Below are 16,607 nucleotides of genomic sequence, written 5' to 3'. Positions count from 1 at the left end.
AACAATTTAGTTATGGCTTCAAGCCCTTGTCCTTAAAATAAAAATCAACTTCAAGGCACCTCATAGCGTGAGGATTTAGATCCCCGACTTCTTGAAGAAGTCGGGGATCTGAACACCGTGATTTCGATACATACAAATAGGATTGCTATATTCCCAATTCCCCACCACGGATTTCACCGAACAAGGCAAAAGTAAAGAAAAATAAAAATGGTTTAAGCACCATTATTTATTTATGGAACGAAGTAAAAACATTTGTTTCGAGACACGTAGTGCCTTCAAACAATACGTCCTTATCAAATCCCCTTAATTTATTTATGGGGATTATCTTTTTACTTTTTACTTTTTAAAGATTTAATTACCCATCACCCATTCCCAATTACCTATTAATATTCTTTTCAACCTACTCTATAATTCCTTAAGGGGCTTATTATTCTTACAGAGAAACTTTTTCCTAATTTCAAAATCAACAAGTAAATTAATTAATATTACTGATGGTTATCGCGACAAAAGACACTGTTCCACTATCTACACGCTTGATCAATGGATTATTAGGAATCAAGCCACTGTACGGTATAGCCAAACATCAAGCCCGTAAAATGATGGTTAAACGCGGAGAAAGAATTGGTGTACCTTGGAAAAAACAAGTGGAAGAAATGAAAGCTGTTGATTGGGAAAGTGAAATAAAGAAGGTAGAAAATCCCAGCCTTGCTTATCCCGATTATTATCTCACTTCCTTCCACGCTTATGAGGAAGGTAATCTCGGTTGGAAACCCGCTTTAGAATTAGAAGTTGCAGCTTTGACGGTTCACTCTACACTATTTAATCAAGCTGGTGAATTAACAGGAGATTCAAAATTACGCAGTTCTTTTCACAATGTTGTTTGTTCACAAATTCCCCAACCACAAGATATTTTAGATTTAGCTTGCGGTGTCGGTTTAAGTAGTTTTGCTTTGCAAGAAACTTATCCCCAAGCCAAAGTTACAGGTTTAGATTTATCTGCTTATTTTCTCTCAGTCGCTAATTACCGTTCACAACAACGTCAAGCTAATATTAATTGGGTTCATGGAGCAGCGGAATCTACAGGTTTACCTGATGCTGCATTTGATTTAGTTTCAATTTTCCTAACTTGTCATGAATTACCCCAATCTGCAACTAGAGAAATATTTACAGAAGTGCGACGATTATTGCGTCCTAATGGTTATTTGGCAATTATGGACATGAATCCCCAAAGTAAAGTTTATCAGCAAATGCCGCCTTATGTTTTTACTTTACTCAAAAGTACCGAACCTTATTTAGATGAATACTTTACTTTAGACATTAAAGAAGCTTTAGTTAATGCTGGTTTCCAAACTCCGATAATTACTCCTAACAGTCCCCGTCATCGTACTGTAATCGCTAAAGTAATCAAATAGCTTTGACTACTAATTTAGAAGAATTGCACAGATTACACCTTTAGCTTTGGATGTCGGGTTTTGATCAGATTTGTAAGGGTGTTACAGATATTTATACTAAAAACCCGACTTATGTACGTTTACTTAAAGGGATGGTTGTCATCGAATTGACGTTAGTTTATGAAGAAAAAATTTCCAGATACAAATCAGTTTTGAAGGTTTTTGAGATTTTTGATAATTCGTTTTATTTGTTAATACATAATTTTTAAAAATTTGACAAATTATTTAAAAACTTAGTTAGTTGAAATAAAGATAATTATTGGCATTTAAATATTTTTGGATTTATGGGATTTAAATTATGTCTATTTTATCTACTCAGCTTAAATGTATGATAGATATCTATAGTTACCTTGATATGTTAAAATAAATACAAAATATCATACAGAGAAATCGTTCTCAAAATTGAGATGTCGCAGTAGATTGCGATCGCGATGATTCGATGAAATCAAATTTGACAGAGAATGTATCAGCAACGTTGTAATAAAGCAATAAAAATCCGACCTTACGGGTTAGATTTTTTGCCTAATAAAATGTTATAAGTCTTTAATGTAAAGTGTGGAATAAAAGCCAGAGAAATCAACATGAAGGTATACTATTACAGCAACTTGCTGAGTAAATTAACTGGCATTGTGGGAGTGACGGGCGTTTCTTTACTGATGGGTTTGCCAGTCAGAGCAAACAATGCACTCAATCCGAGTCCTAGTGTTTTCACAGAGGCTCCTTATAACCGCAGTGGAACAGTTACCCTAAATACTGACACTAACGAGAATCAAGCAGCTATAGGGACACAAAAGAGCAGTAAACCAAGTAAAACTTTATTAACACAAAATAGCGGAGCGCTCAACCCTAGACCGAGCATTTTAGATGAGTGTCCTTATAACCGCGCTGCTTGTCCAGATAGAACACCTCCAACCGTCCCAGCACCAGCACCACTCCCAGCCCCAATTCCGGAAACTACACCTCCATTACCTCCAACAGCACCGGATGCAGAAACCGAACCAACTCAACCAACCACAGGAACTGAGAATCAGGACATCATTACCATAGCGGGGTCAAATCCTTCGTTTACAGTGCTAACTCAGGCTTTGAAAGCAGCAGGATTAGAAGATACCTTGAGAGGAGAAGGACCTTTTACAGTTTTTGCTCCTAGTGATGCAGCATTTGCTAAGTTACCACAAGATGCCGTACAAGATTTATTAAAGCCAGAAAACAAAGAAGTATTGGTCAAGATATTGACTTATCATGTAGTACCAGGTCAGGTACTTTCCACTGATTTAAAATCTGGTCAAGTTAAAAGCGTTGAAGGTGGACCAATTGTCGTTAAAGTTGACCCTGCGACAGGAGTACAAGTTAATGATGCTACCGTGGTTCAACCAGATATTAAAGCCAGTAATGGTGTGATTCACGTCATCGATAACGTGATTTTGCCTCCAGATTTGTAAAATCAGTTAACAGTTAACAGTTAACAGTTAACAGTTAACAGTTAACTGTTAATTGCTAAATAGGTAAACGGTCTATATCTTTATTGTGACCAATCACCACCATTGCAGAACCCTTGGACAGACGCTTATTGGGGTCTGGATTAATAATAAATTTTCCACCATTACTGTTATTACTTATAGCTATGACGTTTAAACCATAACGATTACGAAGCTGCAATTCTGCAACAGTTTTACCGTCAAATTCTTTAGGGATGGTTATTTCAACAATACTATTTTCCGGGTCGAGGTCGAATGTATCCAATATTGCTGGTTTCGTTAGTCGTTGAGCTAAAGCACAACCAGCTTCATGTTCGGGGAAAACAACTCTATCAGCACCAACTTTTCGTAATAATTTACAATGAACTTCGCTAGAGGCTTTAGCGACTACATGAGGTACACCACCTTCTTTGACATTTAAAGTGGTAATAATGCTTTCTTGAATATAATTACCAATTGCGACAATTACGGTATCAAACTCCAGAATTCCTGCTTCTTTAAGTGCAGCTGGTTCTGTTGAGTCTAGTTGTAAAGCATGACCAGTTATTTCTTCTGTTAAGGCTTGGGATACCCGTTTTTCATCAATATCTGTTGCTAATACTTCATGACCTAACTTATGTAAAGTTGAGCAAACAGAACGACCAAAGCGTCCTAACCCAATTACAGCAAATTGCTGATTAGTTTTATTTAAGTTACGAAAAAACCCTAATGACGACAGATTCACGTTTATTATCCTTAATTATTGCTGTCTTTGCCTAGGTTCCAAAATCGGTCATCATATATAAATATTTTTTTGTCCGATTACGATTATCTTACCATTTCAACTTACTTGAATCTAAATTGAATTTATAGAAAACAGGGAGTAGGGAATAGAAAATAGCTAATTAGCAGGTGATGAATTTTTATCAAAACTCATCCCACAAGTAAATTTTCTTCTGGATAATTAATTCTAGTAGGTTTGGGGTCACCAAGTACAGCGGACATTAACAATAAAACACCAACTCTGCCCATATACATAGTTAGAATTAATATCAACTTACCCCAGATAGAGATATTGCTGGTTATGCCTGTAGAAAGTCCGACAGTTGCATAAGCTGAAACTACTTCAAACAATATTTGAATGAAGTCAAACTTAGGGTCTGTAATTGATATTAAAATAGTGGAGATAATCACAGCGGTTACAGAACCAACTACAACGCCAATAGCTTTTAATATTAAAGATACAGCAATCCGACGTTCGTAGAGCAAAACTTCCTCTTTGCCTTGCAGAATTGATTTAGTTGAACTACTAAATACTCTCAGGGTTGTGGTTTTCATGCCTCCTCCAGTACCTCCAGGACTTGCTCCAATAAACATGAAAGCAATCGTAATAAACAGTCCCGTAGTTGTCATACTACCGATATCTATACTATTAAAACCAGCAGTTCTGGTAGTCACAGATTGAAATAAAGCTGCTAGTAATTGACTGCGAAAATTAAAATACTCTACAGTTTTAGGATTTTTTATCTCTACGAAAAAAAACGCTATCGTACCCAAAAGTAGTAAAAATATTGTTGTACTGGTGGCAACTTTATAGTCAAGTGATAGTACAATATGACGTGGTGTTTTGCGAAAGCGAGAGCTTAGCCAGAAAAACATTTCGAGGATTACTTGATATCCAATACCGCCAAAGATAATTAATCCAGAAATAGTTAATACTAATATGGCTGATGATTGATAACCAATTAAACTATCAGAAAATAAACTAAAACCTGCATTATTCCAAGCACTAACGCTGTGAAAAATTGCCAGCCACATTCCTTTATCCCATCCAAAATCTGGAACAAAAACCAGTAATAATAAAAAGATTCCCGTAATCTCAAAAAATAAGGTTGTGGCGATAATTGAACGAATGATTTGACCACTACCCTGCATTTCTCGTCTATCTAAGGATTGTTGAATGGCAATTTTGTGTCTTAAATTAAATCTACGTCCGGTCAACATGATTAAAAAGGTTGTAAATGTCATGTAGCCCAACCCACCCACTTGTGCAAGTAACAGAATGCACAACTGACCCCAAAAGGAAAAATCAGTACCAGTATCAACTACAGCTAAACCCGTCACGCAAACAGCAGAAGTTGCCGTAAATAAAGCCACTATTGGGTCATTCCACGTACCAGTAGCTGTAGAAAAAGGCATCAATAGTAGGATTGTTCCTACAGAGACTAATGCCAAAAAGCCAAAGCAAATTTTTTGAGAAACGGTCATATAAAAACTTGAACCAGGAATTATTCCATCTTATTGCGGATGGAGTATTTATCATCCCCAAACAAAACAGTTTAATTTAATTAATTTGACTTAATTAAAAATACACATGGTAGCCTACCAATATATGTATTTTAAATTGTGCAATAGTCATAACACATTACTTAACTTAATTCATGAGTGCAACACTAAGCCAGCAAATTCAGCAGTTTTACGATGCTTCCTCGGGTCTTTGGGAAGAGATATGGGGGGAACATATGCATCACGGTTATTACGGTGCAGATGGTAAAGAACAAAAAGACCGTCGTCAGGCACAAATTGATTTAATTGAGGAGTTGTTGCAATGGGCGCAGGTGCAACAAGCTGAGAATATTTTAGATGTCGGTTGTGGTATCGGTGGAAGTTCTTTGTATTTGGCACAAAAATTTAACGCTGCGGCAACTGGTATTACTTTGAGTCCGGTACAGGCACGGAGAGCTTGCCAGAGGGCTGTGGAATTTGGTTTACAAAATAGAACTAATTTTCAAGTCGCAGATGCCTTAAATATGCCTTTCGAGGACAACAGTTTTGATTTGGTTTGGTCTTTGGAAAGTGGCGAACATATGCCTGATAAAAACAAATTTCTGCAAGAATGTTACCGGGTACTCAAGCCGGGAGGAAAGTTGATTTTAGTGACTTGGTGTCATCGTCCCACGGAGGAATCTCCTTTAACCGCAGAAGAAAAGAGGCATTTAGAGCAGATTTATGATGTTTACTGTTTACCTTATGTGATTTCATTACCCGAATATGAAGCAATTGCCCGTCTACTACCTCTACAAAATATCCGTACTGCTGATTGGTCGCAAGCTGTAGCACCTTTTTGGAATATAGTAATTGATTCGGCGTTTACTCCCCAAGCATTTTTTGGTTTACTACGAGCTGGTTGGAAAACAATTCAAGGAGCAATGTCTTTGGGTTTAATGAGTCGCGGTTATGAACGTGGTTTGATTAAATTTGGTTTGTTAACCGGAAGTAAGGGTTAAGACGTGGGGGGATGGGGGGATGGAGTTATGAGTTATGAGTTATGAGTTATGAATTTTAACCTCTAACCTTTGACGTTTGACCTCTAACCTTTAACCTCTAACCTATTTCCAATCCAAAATCTAAAGCTTGTACTGAGCGAAGCGAATGTATCTAAAATCCAAAATTATTATGAGTCAAGTGTCACAAACAGGGTTGCAAAGTAGTTGGTTGTATGCTTTTTGGAAGTTTTCTCGTCCTCATACGATTTATGGTACGAGTTTGAGTGTTTTGGGAGTATATGTCATTGCTATTGCTTTGACTAATAGTGATTTTCCATTTCCAAATTCTTATTCTCTACTTTCTCTTTTAGGTGCTTGGGTAGCTTGTTTGTCGGGTAATATCTATATTGTCGGACTTAATCAATTACAAGATGTCGAAATAGATAAAATTAATAAGCCTCATTTACCTGTTGCTTCTGGTGAGTTTAGCCAACGCACGGGAGAGATAATTGTGATAATTACGGGTGTTTTGGCGCTGGGTTTATCTTGGTTGCTCGGACCCTTTTTATTTGCAATGGTGGCTATTAGTTTAACGATTGGTACGGCTTATTCTTTAGAGCCAATTCGTTTAAAAAGATTTCCTTTTTGGGCGGCGATTTGTATCTTTTCTGTACGAGGGGCTGTTGTTAACTTAGGATTATTTTTGCACTTCTCTTGGGTACTACAAGCTCAACAATCTATTCCACTTGCTGTATGGACTTTAACCTGCTTTATCTTGGTGTTTACAATCGCGATCGCAATTTTTAAGGATATCCCCGATATGGAAGGCGATCGCCAATACAATATCACAACTTTTACTCTCAAATTAGGCAAAGAAGCGGTTTTTAATCTCTCTCGCTGGTTATTAACTTTTTGTTATGCTGGGATGATTTTAATCGGAATATTGGGTTTTACACAAGTTAATTCAATATTATTCATAACAGTTCATTTTGTACTTTTAGGCTTGATGTGGTGGTACACTCAGCAAACTGATTTAGAAGAGAAAAGTTCTATAACTACTGCTTACAAGTTTATTTGGAAGTTATTTTATCTTGAATATTTAGTTTTTCCAATTTCTTGTCTTTTGGGTTAATTGTCTTTTATCTGGGTCGGACTTTATCCATTTTTTCGTTTAATTTTCTGTTGTCTTAGAGTTGTCAACCAATTCTAATAAAAGACGTAGCAGTGCTACGTCTCTACAACAAATTTCGGTGCTACTAACTCCTAACTTTTAACAGTTTATTTTTATGTTAAAAAATCTGCAACTAGATACCATTGTTCCCATTATCATTGTTATTTCAAGTATTTCTCTGCTGATTTATTTTGCATGGAAAACTTTAATTACTTCTAATTTATTTCAGAAAGGACTCAACTTTTACCAACAAAAAGATTATCAAAATGCAGAAGCTGTTTTTCGTAACGTGACTTCTATCAATTCTACTAATGATGTAGTTCGTTTACTTTTAGGTGATACTTTATTAAAACAAGGGAAAGTTGAACAAGCAATTGAAAAATATCAAGAAGTGATTATCCGCGCACCTAAAAAAGTAGATGCTTATTTACGTTTAAGTCGAATTTATATGCAGCAAGAACAAAAATCTCTAGCAATTGAATATTTACAAAAAGCTAAAGAAGTATTACAAAAACGTCAGCCGGAGAAAGCAGAAGAAATTAGTCAGTTATTAGAAAAATTGAATCAATAGAGAGTAGGGAGTAGAAAGTAGAGATAATAAGTAAAATATATAAAAAAAACTACTAACCTTTAGTCAGGTAGCAGGAAATTTGAACTTTACATAGTTCTAAAGGGAATATTTTTTCGGAATATCTCTACTCAGAATGGGATTTAGACAATAGTGAAGATTTTTAACAGTCTAAGTCCCGTAAAATTAAAGAAATTAAAACTTATTTTGCAGATTTTTGTTGTTTGCGCTTCCCTACAAACATACTGCCACCAACAGCTAAGATTCCTAAAGCGATGCTTGGTTCGGGTACGCTTGCTGCTACTGAATATTTTCCTTTACCAATGCGGAATGTGTGGTTATCCGTTTCAAAACCACCACCACCGACTTGAGAAATTACAATCTTGTCAAAGTTATCATTAATACCTGTGGAAAAGAACTCGAAGAAACCATTCTCTTTAATTCTCTCTTTATTAATCTTCTCTTTCGAGTCGATATCTAAATTGTGCGTTGCATTAAAGACAAAAGTTAGGTGATATTTACTGAAATATGAAATTTTTATTTTATGAAATAAAAAGTATTTTATTTGACATTAATATCAAGTTTAGTCAGTGTTCCTCTGCAATAAAATCACTTTTTACCGCTCGTTATATAAAAACAATCAAAAGTTTATAGGTAGTATTGTGAAGAAATAAAATTGTAGTTGATTAATCGCGATCGCTTTACGGCTAATTTAAATTTTGGGGATGAATTTAAGCCGGTGATGAAGAATAACTATCAATATAACTATATCTATACCTATAATCAATCGTAAATTATTCCAAATAAGAATCCGTTGAGGATTTGAGTCATCAACCTACCGTAGAGATTTAGCAATACACTCCGTCTCAAACGATGTGAAATAATGACTTGATATATTGAGTAACCAATGCCAAGTAAATAATTTCAAGTTGATTAAAAAAGTTTACTAGTTGACCAGATAATTATCAAAATGTATCCATCGGCTACATTACTGTAAAATTTACAGGGAACAGTCGCTGCTTCAGGAAGAGAATCAAACAGATTGCTAATTTTGTTCTAATTTTGTTCTATAAATTACGCAATCAATAGCAACGGAATTGTATTTATAAATTTGAGTTACTCACCCTAATTTCATTTATGAAAAAATTGCCGGAATTGATTCATAAGCAAAAACCTCAGATAAATAGTAAAGGAGAGTTCCGGGGAAAAATGCTTAAACTTGCCATAATATCGGCTGTAGCAGGAGGATTATTTGGAATTTTTTTGACAAGCAAGCCGTTTATGCAAGTTAATCTCAGTCGAGAAGAAGCAGATTTTTTTGCAGCTAATGTTGTTTCTCAAGGACAATTTTTACAGCTAAATCGTCCCGTAAATATTTTAGTGATGGGGATGAGTGTACTTCCTCCAGATACCCAAAATGCACCGGAAAATACGAAAAACTTGGGATATTTACCGCAAGTAAATTCTTTTGATGGGCTTTCCGACGTGATATTATTGATTCGGTTTGACCCCAAAAGGAAACAGTTAAATATACTTTCTATTCCCAGAGATACACGCACGGAAATAGAAGGATATGGTATTAGAAAAATCAATGCTACTAATCGTTTAGGTGGTGCTTATTTAAGTGCTAAAAGCGTCAGTAATTTATTAGGAGATATAGATATAAATGGTTATGTTCGTATCAATGTTTTAGGAGTAGGTAAACTTGTTGACGCTTTGGGAGGTGTAACTGTTAACGTTCCCAAAGATTTGAAATATCAAGATGATTCCCAACATTTATATATTAATCTCAAAGCCGGAAAACAACATCTCAACGGCGACCAAACATTACAATTATTACGCTTTCGTAATGATGGACAAGGTGATATCGGACGCATTCAACGTCAACAGATGGTTATGCAAGCCTTGATAGAACAGTCATTAAATCCTGCAACATTAGCGCGATCGCCAATTATTCTAAATACAGTTAAAGAAAATATTGATACCAACTTAAACCTTGATAGTTTACTAACTTTAGTTAATTTTGGTGTCCGAATTAATCGCTCAAATATCCAAATGTTGACCTTACCCGGTAGAGTTAGCAGCCGTTCGGAGTTTAATACTAGCTACTGGCTACCAGATGAACAAGAAATAGACGTGATGATGGCTCGTTATTTTGATTTTGGATTAAAGGAGTTAGGAGTTAGGAGTTAGGAGTTAGTACCACCGGAGTTGTTGTAGAGACGTAGCACTGCTACGTCTGTACGGGAGTGAGGAGTTATTTATTTCTCTTTGTCCGCCAATCTTCCGGCTCTCCCCCATCCTTTAAAAACAATTACCATTAATATAGAACTCATCCGCAGATTTTTGTTAGCGTAGCGTGTCCGCAGGACATAAAAAACTCAGTATACGTAACATTGTTTATTCTCTGTTGCCTGTTGCCTGCCCTCAAGAGTTGTTCATGAATCAAATTGGATTCCTATAGATAAAAGATTAATTGCTAAAAGCCGATGAAACTACCAAACGGACCACAAACTCCTTCATTCATTCAAACATTTCAGTTTATCCTTAATCCTTTATCGATGATGGAAAACTGCGCTAGACGCTACGGAGATATTTTCACTTTAAATTTAAAATCTCCTGTGGTTTTTATTAGTAATCCGCAAGCGCTACAGCAGATACTAACTAACGACACCAAAGATTTTTCCGCTCCATCAAAAGGAAACAAAGCTTTTGAACCATTGATGGGAAAGCATTCTGTAATTATGGCAAGTGGCGATCGCCATCGTCGTCAGCGTCAATTATTAATGCCTTCTTTTCATGGGGATAGAATGCGTTGCTATGCAGAAACGATTGATCGAGTTACGTCGCAAATTATGAATCAGTGGGAAGTTGGTCAACAATTTTCTGTCCGAGATGGGATGCAAGCTATTACCATGCGGGTAATTATGCAAGCAGTGTTTGGAATTTATTCGGGCGATCGCGCTACGGAATTAGAAAAACTTCTCGGTTCAATTTTAGATGCCGGAGGAAGTACCCCTCTCAAAGCAGTTTTTCTGATTTTCCCGATTCTACAACGGGATTGGGGAGCAAAAAGCTATTGGGGTAATTTTCTTCGCCAGAGAGAACGAATTTATCAATTGTTAAATGATGAAATAGAAGAACGGAGAGCCTCACCAGATGATTCCCGTACTGATGTTCTGAGTATGTTAATGGCAGCGCGGGATGAAAACGGTGAAGCAATGACCAATGTAGAATTACGCTCGGAATTAATCACGTTGTTATTTGCAGGTCATGAAACTACCGCAACTGCTTTAGCTTGGGCTTTGTATTGGATTCACAAATTCCCTGAAGTTCGGGAAAAGCTGTTAACAGAACTTGATACTTTAGATGAAAATTCCGACTTTAGTACTATCAATAAACTGCCATATCTCAACGCAGTTTGCAATGAAACCTTACGAATTTATCCAGTAGGAATACTTTTATTTCAGCGACAAGTAGAAACACCAGTTACACTGTGCGGTCACGATTTGGAACCAGGTACATTATTATATGGTTCAATTTATTTGACTCATCAGCGGGAAGATTTATATCCCGAACCCAAGAAATTTAAACCAGAACGCTTTTTAGAAAGACAGTTTTCACCTTATGAATTTATACCTTTTGGTGGAGGTGCAAGACGCTGTATTGGTATGGCATTTGCTCAATTTGAAATGAAATTGATACTAACAAATATTCTGAGAAATTTGGAGTTAGATTTAATTGATAATGGGGAGATAAAACCCCAGCGTCGCGGTTTGGTAACTGGTCCGAATCGTCCGATTCAAATGGTTGTTAAAGGAAAGCGAACGATTAAGTCTCGTAGTTTGTCAGTGGTTAATTAAGAATTTTTGTTTAGTAGGTTTCAACTGTCGATATACATCTAAATAGTGTGCAAATTTGCACTAAAATGAAAAGATATTAGGAATTGGTCAAGTGGGATAATAAAAAAGTGAACAAAGAAATCAAACTTTGACCTTTAACCTTTAACCTTTCACCTAACTATGACCAATTCCTTAATCCAAACCTTACAACTAATTGCCAATCCCACAAAATTTTTTGATAACCAAGCGGTAAAATACGGCGATACTTTCACTTTAAGAGTATTGGGTGTAAATTCACCACCAGTTGTTTTTTTTAGTAGTCCCCAAGCCATTGATGATTGTTTTGCAATTCCCAGCAAAAAATTAGATTTTAAAACAGCTACTCACGTATTCAAACCCTTATTTGGCAGTGATTCCATCGTCTTTCAGGAAGGTAAATCCCACAACCGTCAAAGACAATTATTGATGCCTCCCTTTCATGGCGTTACGTCGAAGACGTTTAGCGGAGCTAATCGCCTTAAATCTTACGGAAATACAATCTGTCGTATAACTGAAGATGTCACAAGCAGTTGGCAGGTTGATAATATTGTTTCCATGCAGCAAGTAATGCCGGATATCACTTTACAAATTATCCTCCAAATTGTATTTGGAATCAGTCCAGGAGAACGTTATCAGAAGTTAAGAAAATTATTAACTGCACTATTAAATGACATTACTAAACCTTGGTATTCCAGCTTGTTTTTCTTTCCACCTTTACAAAAAGATTTGGGAAAATGGAGTCCTTGGGGAAATTATCTCCAAAGACGCGCAGAAATTGATCAATTAATTTATGCAGAAATTTCCGAACGTAGAACAAAGTGCAATAATTTAGATACAGTAGATACAGATATTTTAAGCTTATTAATGTCAGCGCGTGACGAAGAAGGTGAGAAAATGACAGATAAAGAATTGCGAGACCAATTAGTTTCTTTACTACTTTTAGGTTACGAAACCACCTCTGGAGTCTTAGCTTGGTTATTTTATCTGATTCACTCACACCCAGAAGTCAAAAATAAATTAATCGAGGAATTACAAAGTTTAGATAATACAACTTCCCCCGAAATCATCGCTCAACTACCTTACCTTAATGCAGTTTGCTGCGAAACAATGCGACTTCACCCCATCGCTTTAATTTGTACTCCCCGAATGACTCTAGATAAAATAGAAGTTGCTGGAAAAAAATATGATTCCGGTACAGTTTTAGTTCCCTGCATCTATTTAGCCCATCGTCGAGAAGCAACTTACCAACAACCAGATAAATTTATTCCCGAAAGATTTCTCAATCAAAAATTTTCCCCATTTGAATATCTACCTTTTGGAGGAGGTTATCGTGGCTGTATTGGTTCCGCTTTTGCAATGTACGAAATGAAGTTGATTTTAGCAACAATTTTATCCAGATTTGAGTTGGAATTAACTGATAAAAAACCAGTAAAACCGATGCGACGAGGGATTACAATTGTTCCCACTGGTGGAGTATCGATAAAAGTTAAAACCAAAATCAAGTATGAAGAATGAAAGTTGGATTATTCATCCTTCATCCTTCATCTTATTTATACTTTTTTTTGCCGAGTCTCGCGCCAACCTGCTACCATTCGTCCCCAATTGGTAGTAAACTCGTTCAAACCAAGCCGAGTCCCCACTCTATCTTCATCCCAAGAAGCAGAAAGAACTCCATAACTAATTCCCAAAACTCCCAAACCAAACAGCCCCATATTGACAAGCAATACCAGTATTGGAGGAAGCTTGATATCAGTGTAGATAATCAGCAAATAGCTCACGACTAAAGTCAGAATACCCAAAATGGTTGGTACTCCACATAACCAAGCTACTCTTCTAATCATCCGCTGGCTAACAACTTGGGGAATAGCCATTTCCTGTTTAGTAAAAGGAGGTTTTTTTTGCTTTGTCTCAGAAGAAAGTTCTTCTTTGACAATTGGCACTTGAGCCTTGGTTTTTGGCTTTTGGCGCTTTTTATTCGGTTCAAAAGGTAAGGGGTTGCGTTCAGATTCGGCAGACATAATCAGCGGCTCTTTTGTTTATCCACGAATACCGAGACTTTGAATTAAAGTTTTATAACGTTCGCGGTCTCCTTTTTGAATATAAGACAAAAGACGCTTACGTTGACCAATCATTTTCAATAGTCCCCGACGGGAAGAATGGTCTTTTTTATTAACTTGCAAATGTTTGCTCAAGCGGTTAATCCTGTCAGTGAGCATCGCAACTTGCACTTCACCAGAACCAGTATCGGTTTCGTGAACTTGGTATTGTGAGATTAACTCTTGTTTTCGCTCTTGTGTTAGGCTCATAACTCGACTTTTTCTTTAATCTAGGCAGCAGTCTCCCATATTATCATAGCCGTTTGGCTGTGTGATTAATTAAGATGGGGTTGGGAAATAAATCACAACTATTCCTAACTCTTAAGGATTAACTGATTTGGAATCGCTTTACGAGTCTCCAAATCAAATTCATATCCCCGTGGTAGAATATGCAGCTTTGCACCAATAATTGCCAACCCTTCATCGATTAAAATATCATCAATATTACTATGAGTAACATCTGTTGAGTCAATTATAGTGATTGCACCTTCTCCAATCACTCTAATTTTGTCATCTACAACTAACATCGCGGTATTTTCGTCAATTCCAAATCCTAAAACTGCTTGTTGTTGCTGCGCTAAAGCTGAAATCAAACGTCCCATACGGGCGCGCTGCGAAAAATGTTGGTCTACAATTACTCCTGGAAAAAAACCCATTCCGGGACACATTTTGACAATTTCCATTCGAGGATGTGTTTCGGAATCACCATCAACAATCATTATATCCGGCATTATCGCAGCCCCAGCGCTTGTACCTGCTACTATCATTCCTTCAGATAACCGCCGGTGAATCGCTGCATCCAATTGAGTATCTTTAATTGTATCGACTATTCTAGCTTGGTCTCCTCCAGTAAAGAATACACCAGTAGCTTTATCCATATCTTGCAATGCACTCTCAGAATCTGCATCTTCTTTACTTCTGGTATCAATGATGCGGACATCTTCTACACCCAACTGCTCAAATACGCGAATATATTCCTGTCCTACTTCTATCGGTAAATCCGTTGCAGATGTAATAATTACAACTCTTGCTTTCGTACCTCCTGCATAGCGGATAAATTCCCGCAGAATCTCGCATTCCCTTTGTTTATCTTCCGCACCGCCAATAATTAACAACGCTCCACGGGTGCTATCCTGCGCCATTTACCCTCCGAATATCTATTTAAGAATAAATATAATTTAAATCTTAATATTATTATAATGTATTTTATGATACAAAAATATATAATAATTTCTGATATTAAAGACAGTTATCAATTAACAGATAACGAAAAGTAGTACTAGCGGGTTGTTCAGCGCCCACTAAAATTATTACTAGCAAATATTTGCCGAAACAAATTCAACAATCTTGCTTAAGCCTTCTTGTTTTTTCAAATTTGTAAATATAAAAGGCTTCTCGCCACGCATTTTGCGAGCATCTGTTTCCATAACCTGCAAATCCGCACCAACATAGGGAGCTAAATCAATTTTATTTATTACGAGTAAATCAGATTTAGTAATACCTGGACCACCCTTACGAGGGATTTTATCACCAGCAGCAACATCAATTACATAAATAGTTAAATCGACCAATTCTGGACTAAAAGTTGCAGCTAAATTATCACCACCACTTTCTAAAAATACTAAATTTAAATCGGAGAAACGCATCTCTAACTGTTCAATAGCAGCTAAATTCATTGAAGCATCTTCTCGAATTGCAGTATGAGGACAACCACCAGTTTCTACACCGAGAATTCTTTCTTTTTCTAAGGCTTGGGATTTGGTTAAAAATTCTGCATCTTCTTGAGTGTAAATATCATTTGTGACAACTGCAATTTGATAAGAATCGCGCATAGATTTACATAAAGCTTCTACTAAAGCAGTCTTTCCCGAACCTACTGGACCTGCAACACCAACTCGAAAACTCATAATTTAATAATTATTAATTGATAATTTGTTTTAGCTGCGAAATAATCTTGTATACTGCTGTTCGTGTCCCATACTTGCCAATGTTAAACCCCAACTACAACAACTTAATTCATCGTCAGTTAAGTTGATAATTTCTACTGCGATCGCGATAATTAATTCTTGCAATTCTAATAATAATAATTGTCCTGCGGTTTGTCCTAAAGGAATCAACTTGATTCCAGCAGTAATTAAATTATTAACCCAACTGTGTAGATATCCGAGTAAAGCAGGTTGTGGATTAATATCCCAATTTGCAGCAGCAATCCCAAACGCGATCGCAAAGTTGCAAGGACTACCACAGGCTGTAACTATCGGCATTATTTGCGGTTGTAATTCTTTCAATAACCGAATCAAGGAACCCCCCATTTGTTGGGATTGATTGCGTAATTCTGCGGTTTCCCGTGCGGCTGATAGCCAATTATTCCAGTAAGATAAAGCGGATAAATCATAACCGTTCACAGCACGATAAGCTCTTAACATCACCGCTGCTTCTATCCGAATTGCACCGTAACGTAGTTCCTGGCTTAACCAGTGTTTAAGGCTTTCAACATTGTTAATTATCTTATTTTCAACTAGCGTTTCTAATCCTTCAGAATAACTATATGCTCCCACGGGTAAAGCGGGACTGACAAGCTGTAAAAGACAAAGAAGATTATGGTTAATCAATTTTAGATTTTAGGTACATTTGCGAGGCGAAGGTACAAGCTTTAAATTTTAGATTGAAGATGAAAAGTTAAGAATTTACTCTCTCCCCCAAACCCCTGTCTCTTA

The 16,607-nt window shown here is 36.6% G+C and carries 16 protein-coding genes; 8 read left to right on the top strand and 8 right to left on the bottom strand.

Annotated features, from left to right (window positions below):
• Positions 1-491 precede the first annotated feature (491 nt).
• Positions 492-1,412: a class I SAM-dependent methyltransferase gene (locus IQ247_RS18575; RefSeq protein ID WP_193922575.1), complete on the top strand. Its 921-nt coding sequence runs from the start codon at positions 492-494 to the stop codon at positions 1,410-1,412.
• 620 nt (positions 1,413-2,032) lie between these two features.
• Complete coding sequence (locus IQ247_RS18570) at positions 2,033-2,893, top strand: fasciclin domain-containing protein (RefSeq protein WP_193922574.1); 861 nt, start codon at positions 2,033-2,035, stop codon at positions 2,891-2,893.
• Positions 2,894-2,948: 55 nt separating this feature from the next.
• On the opposite strand, the gene IQ247_RS18565 is transcribed toward IQ247_RS18570, so the two are convergent.
• Positions 2,949-3,653 (bottom strand): potassium channel family protein, encoded by a 705-nt coding sequence (locus IQ247_RS18565; protein ID WP_193922572.1) that lies wholly within the window; start codon positions 3,651-3,653, stop codon positions 2,949-2,951.
• A gap of 188 nt (positions 3,654-3,841) precedes the next feature.
• Complete coding sequence (locus tag IQ247_RS18560) at positions 3,842-5,176, bottom strand: TrkH family potassium uptake protein (protein WP_193922571.1); 1,335 nt, start codon at positions 5,174-5,176, stop codon at positions 3,842-3,844.
• A gap of 173 nt (positions 5,177-5,349) precedes the next feature.
• On the opposite strand from IQ247_RS18560, the gene IQ247_RS18555 reads away from it, so the two are divergent.
• The 3 genes from IQ247_RS18555 (at position 5,350) to IQ247_RS18545 (ending at position 7,916) form a co-directional block, all read left to right on the top strand.
• Positions 5,350-6,195 carry a methyltransferase domain-containing protein gene (locus IQ247_RS18555; RefSeq protein ID WP_193922570.1) on the top strand — a complete coding sequence of 282 codons (846 nt, stop codon included), beginning with the start codon at positions 5,350-5,352 and terminating at the stop codon, positions 6,193-6,195.
• Between the two features lie 169 nt (positions 6,196-6,364).
• On the top strand, positions 6,365-7,306 hold the full coding sequence (locus tag IQ247_RS18550) for a homogentisate phytyltransferase (RefSeq protein ID WP_193922569.1): 942 nt from the start codon (positions 6,365-6,367) through the stop codon (positions 7,304-7,306).
• A gap of 154 nt (positions 7,307-7,460) precedes the next feature.
• Positions 7,461-7,916, top strand: coding sequence for a tetratricopeptide repeat protein (locus IQ247_RS18545; protein WP_193922568.1), 456 nt, complete (start codon positions 7,461-7,463; stop codon positions 7,914-7,916).
• A 199-nt stretch (positions 7,917-8,115) separates the two neighbouring features.
• On the opposite strand, the gene IQ247_RS33760 is transcribed toward IQ247_RS18545, so the two are convergent.
• Positions 8,116-8,355, bottom strand: a complete 240-nt coding sequence (locus tag IQ247_RS33760; RefSeq protein ID WP_445974528.1) for a QVPTGV class sortase B protein-sorting domain-containing protein — start codon at positions 8,353-8,355, stop codon at positions 8,116-8,118.
• A 695-nt stretch (positions 8,356-9,050) separates the two neighbouring features.
• Between IQ247_RS33760 and IQ247_RS18535 the strand changes: the two genes are divergently transcribed.
• The 3 genes from IQ247_RS18535 to IQ247_RS18525 all read left to right on the top strand — a co-directional run bounded on the left by IQ247_RS18535 (position 9,051) and on the right by IQ247_RS18525 (position 13,309).
• Positions 9,051-10,106 (top strand): LCP family protein, encoded by a 1,056-nt coding sequence (locus IQ247_RS18535; RefSeq protein WP_228059855.1) that lies wholly within the window; start codon positions 9,051-9,053, stop codon positions 10,104-10,106.
• Between the two features lie 296 nt (positions 10,107-10,402).
• On the top strand, positions 10,403-11,776 hold the full coding sequence (locus IQ247_RS18530; protein ID WP_193922567.1) for a cytochrome P450: 1,374 nt from the start codon (positions 10,403-10,405) through the stop codon (positions 11,774-11,776).
• Positions 11,777-11,935: 159 nt separating this feature from the next.
• Positions 11,936-13,309, top strand: a complete 1,374-nt coding sequence (locus IQ247_RS18525) for a cytochrome P450 (RefSeq protein WP_193922566.1) — start codon at positions 11,936-11,938, stop codon at positions 13,307-13,309.
• Between the two features lie 35 nt (positions 13,310-13,344).
• Here IQ247_RS18525 and IQ247_RS18520 read toward each other — a convergent pair whose 3' ends face one another.
• The 5 genes from IQ247_RS18520 to IQ247_RS18500 all read right to left on the bottom strand — a co-directional run bounded on the left by IQ247_RS18520 (position 13,345) and on the right by IQ247_RS18500 (position 16,499).
• Positions 13,345-13,812, bottom strand: a complete 468-nt coding sequence (locus IQ247_RS18520) for a PAM68 family protein (protein WP_193922565.1) — start codon at positions 13,810-13,812, stop codon at positions 13,345-13,347.
• 18 nt (positions 13,813-13,830) lie between these two features.
• A complete protein-coding gene (rpsO, locus tag IQ247_RS18515; protein WP_193922564.1) occupies positions 13,831-14,100 on the bottom strand; it encodes a 30S ribosomal protein S15 in 270 nt (89 codons plus the stop codon).
• Positions 14,101-14,204: 104 nt separating this feature from the next.
• On the bottom strand, positions 14,205-15,032 hold the full coding sequence (locus tag IQ247_RS18510) for a cyanophycinase (RefSeq protein ID WP_193922562.1): 828 nt from the start codon (positions 15,030-15,032) through the stop codon (positions 14,205-14,207).
• A gap of 171 nt (positions 15,033-15,203) precedes the next feature.
• Positions 15,204-15,800, bottom strand: coding sequence for an urease accessory protein UreG (ureG, locus tag IQ247_RS18505; RefSeq protein WP_193922589.1), 597 nt, complete (start codon positions 15,798-15,800; stop codon positions 15,204-15,206).
• Between the two features lie 27 nt (positions 15,801-15,827).
• The gene (locus IQ247_RS18500; RefSeq protein WP_322745526.1) at positions 15,828-16,499 is read right to left on the bottom strand and encodes an urease accessory protein UreF; all 672 of its coding nucleotides are present in this window, start codon (positions 16,497-16,499) and stop codon (positions 15,828-15,830) included.
• Positions 16,500-16,607 lie beyond the last annotated feature (108 nt).

The sequence above is a fragment of the Plectonema cf. radiosum LEGE 06105 genome (assembly GCF_015207665.1).
Taxonomy (GTDB): Bacteria; Cyanobacteriota; Cyanobacteriia; order Cyanobacteriales; family Nostocaceae; genus Rivularia; species Rivularia radiosa_A.
This window is presented reverse-complemented; position numbering and strand designations above follow the sequence as displayed.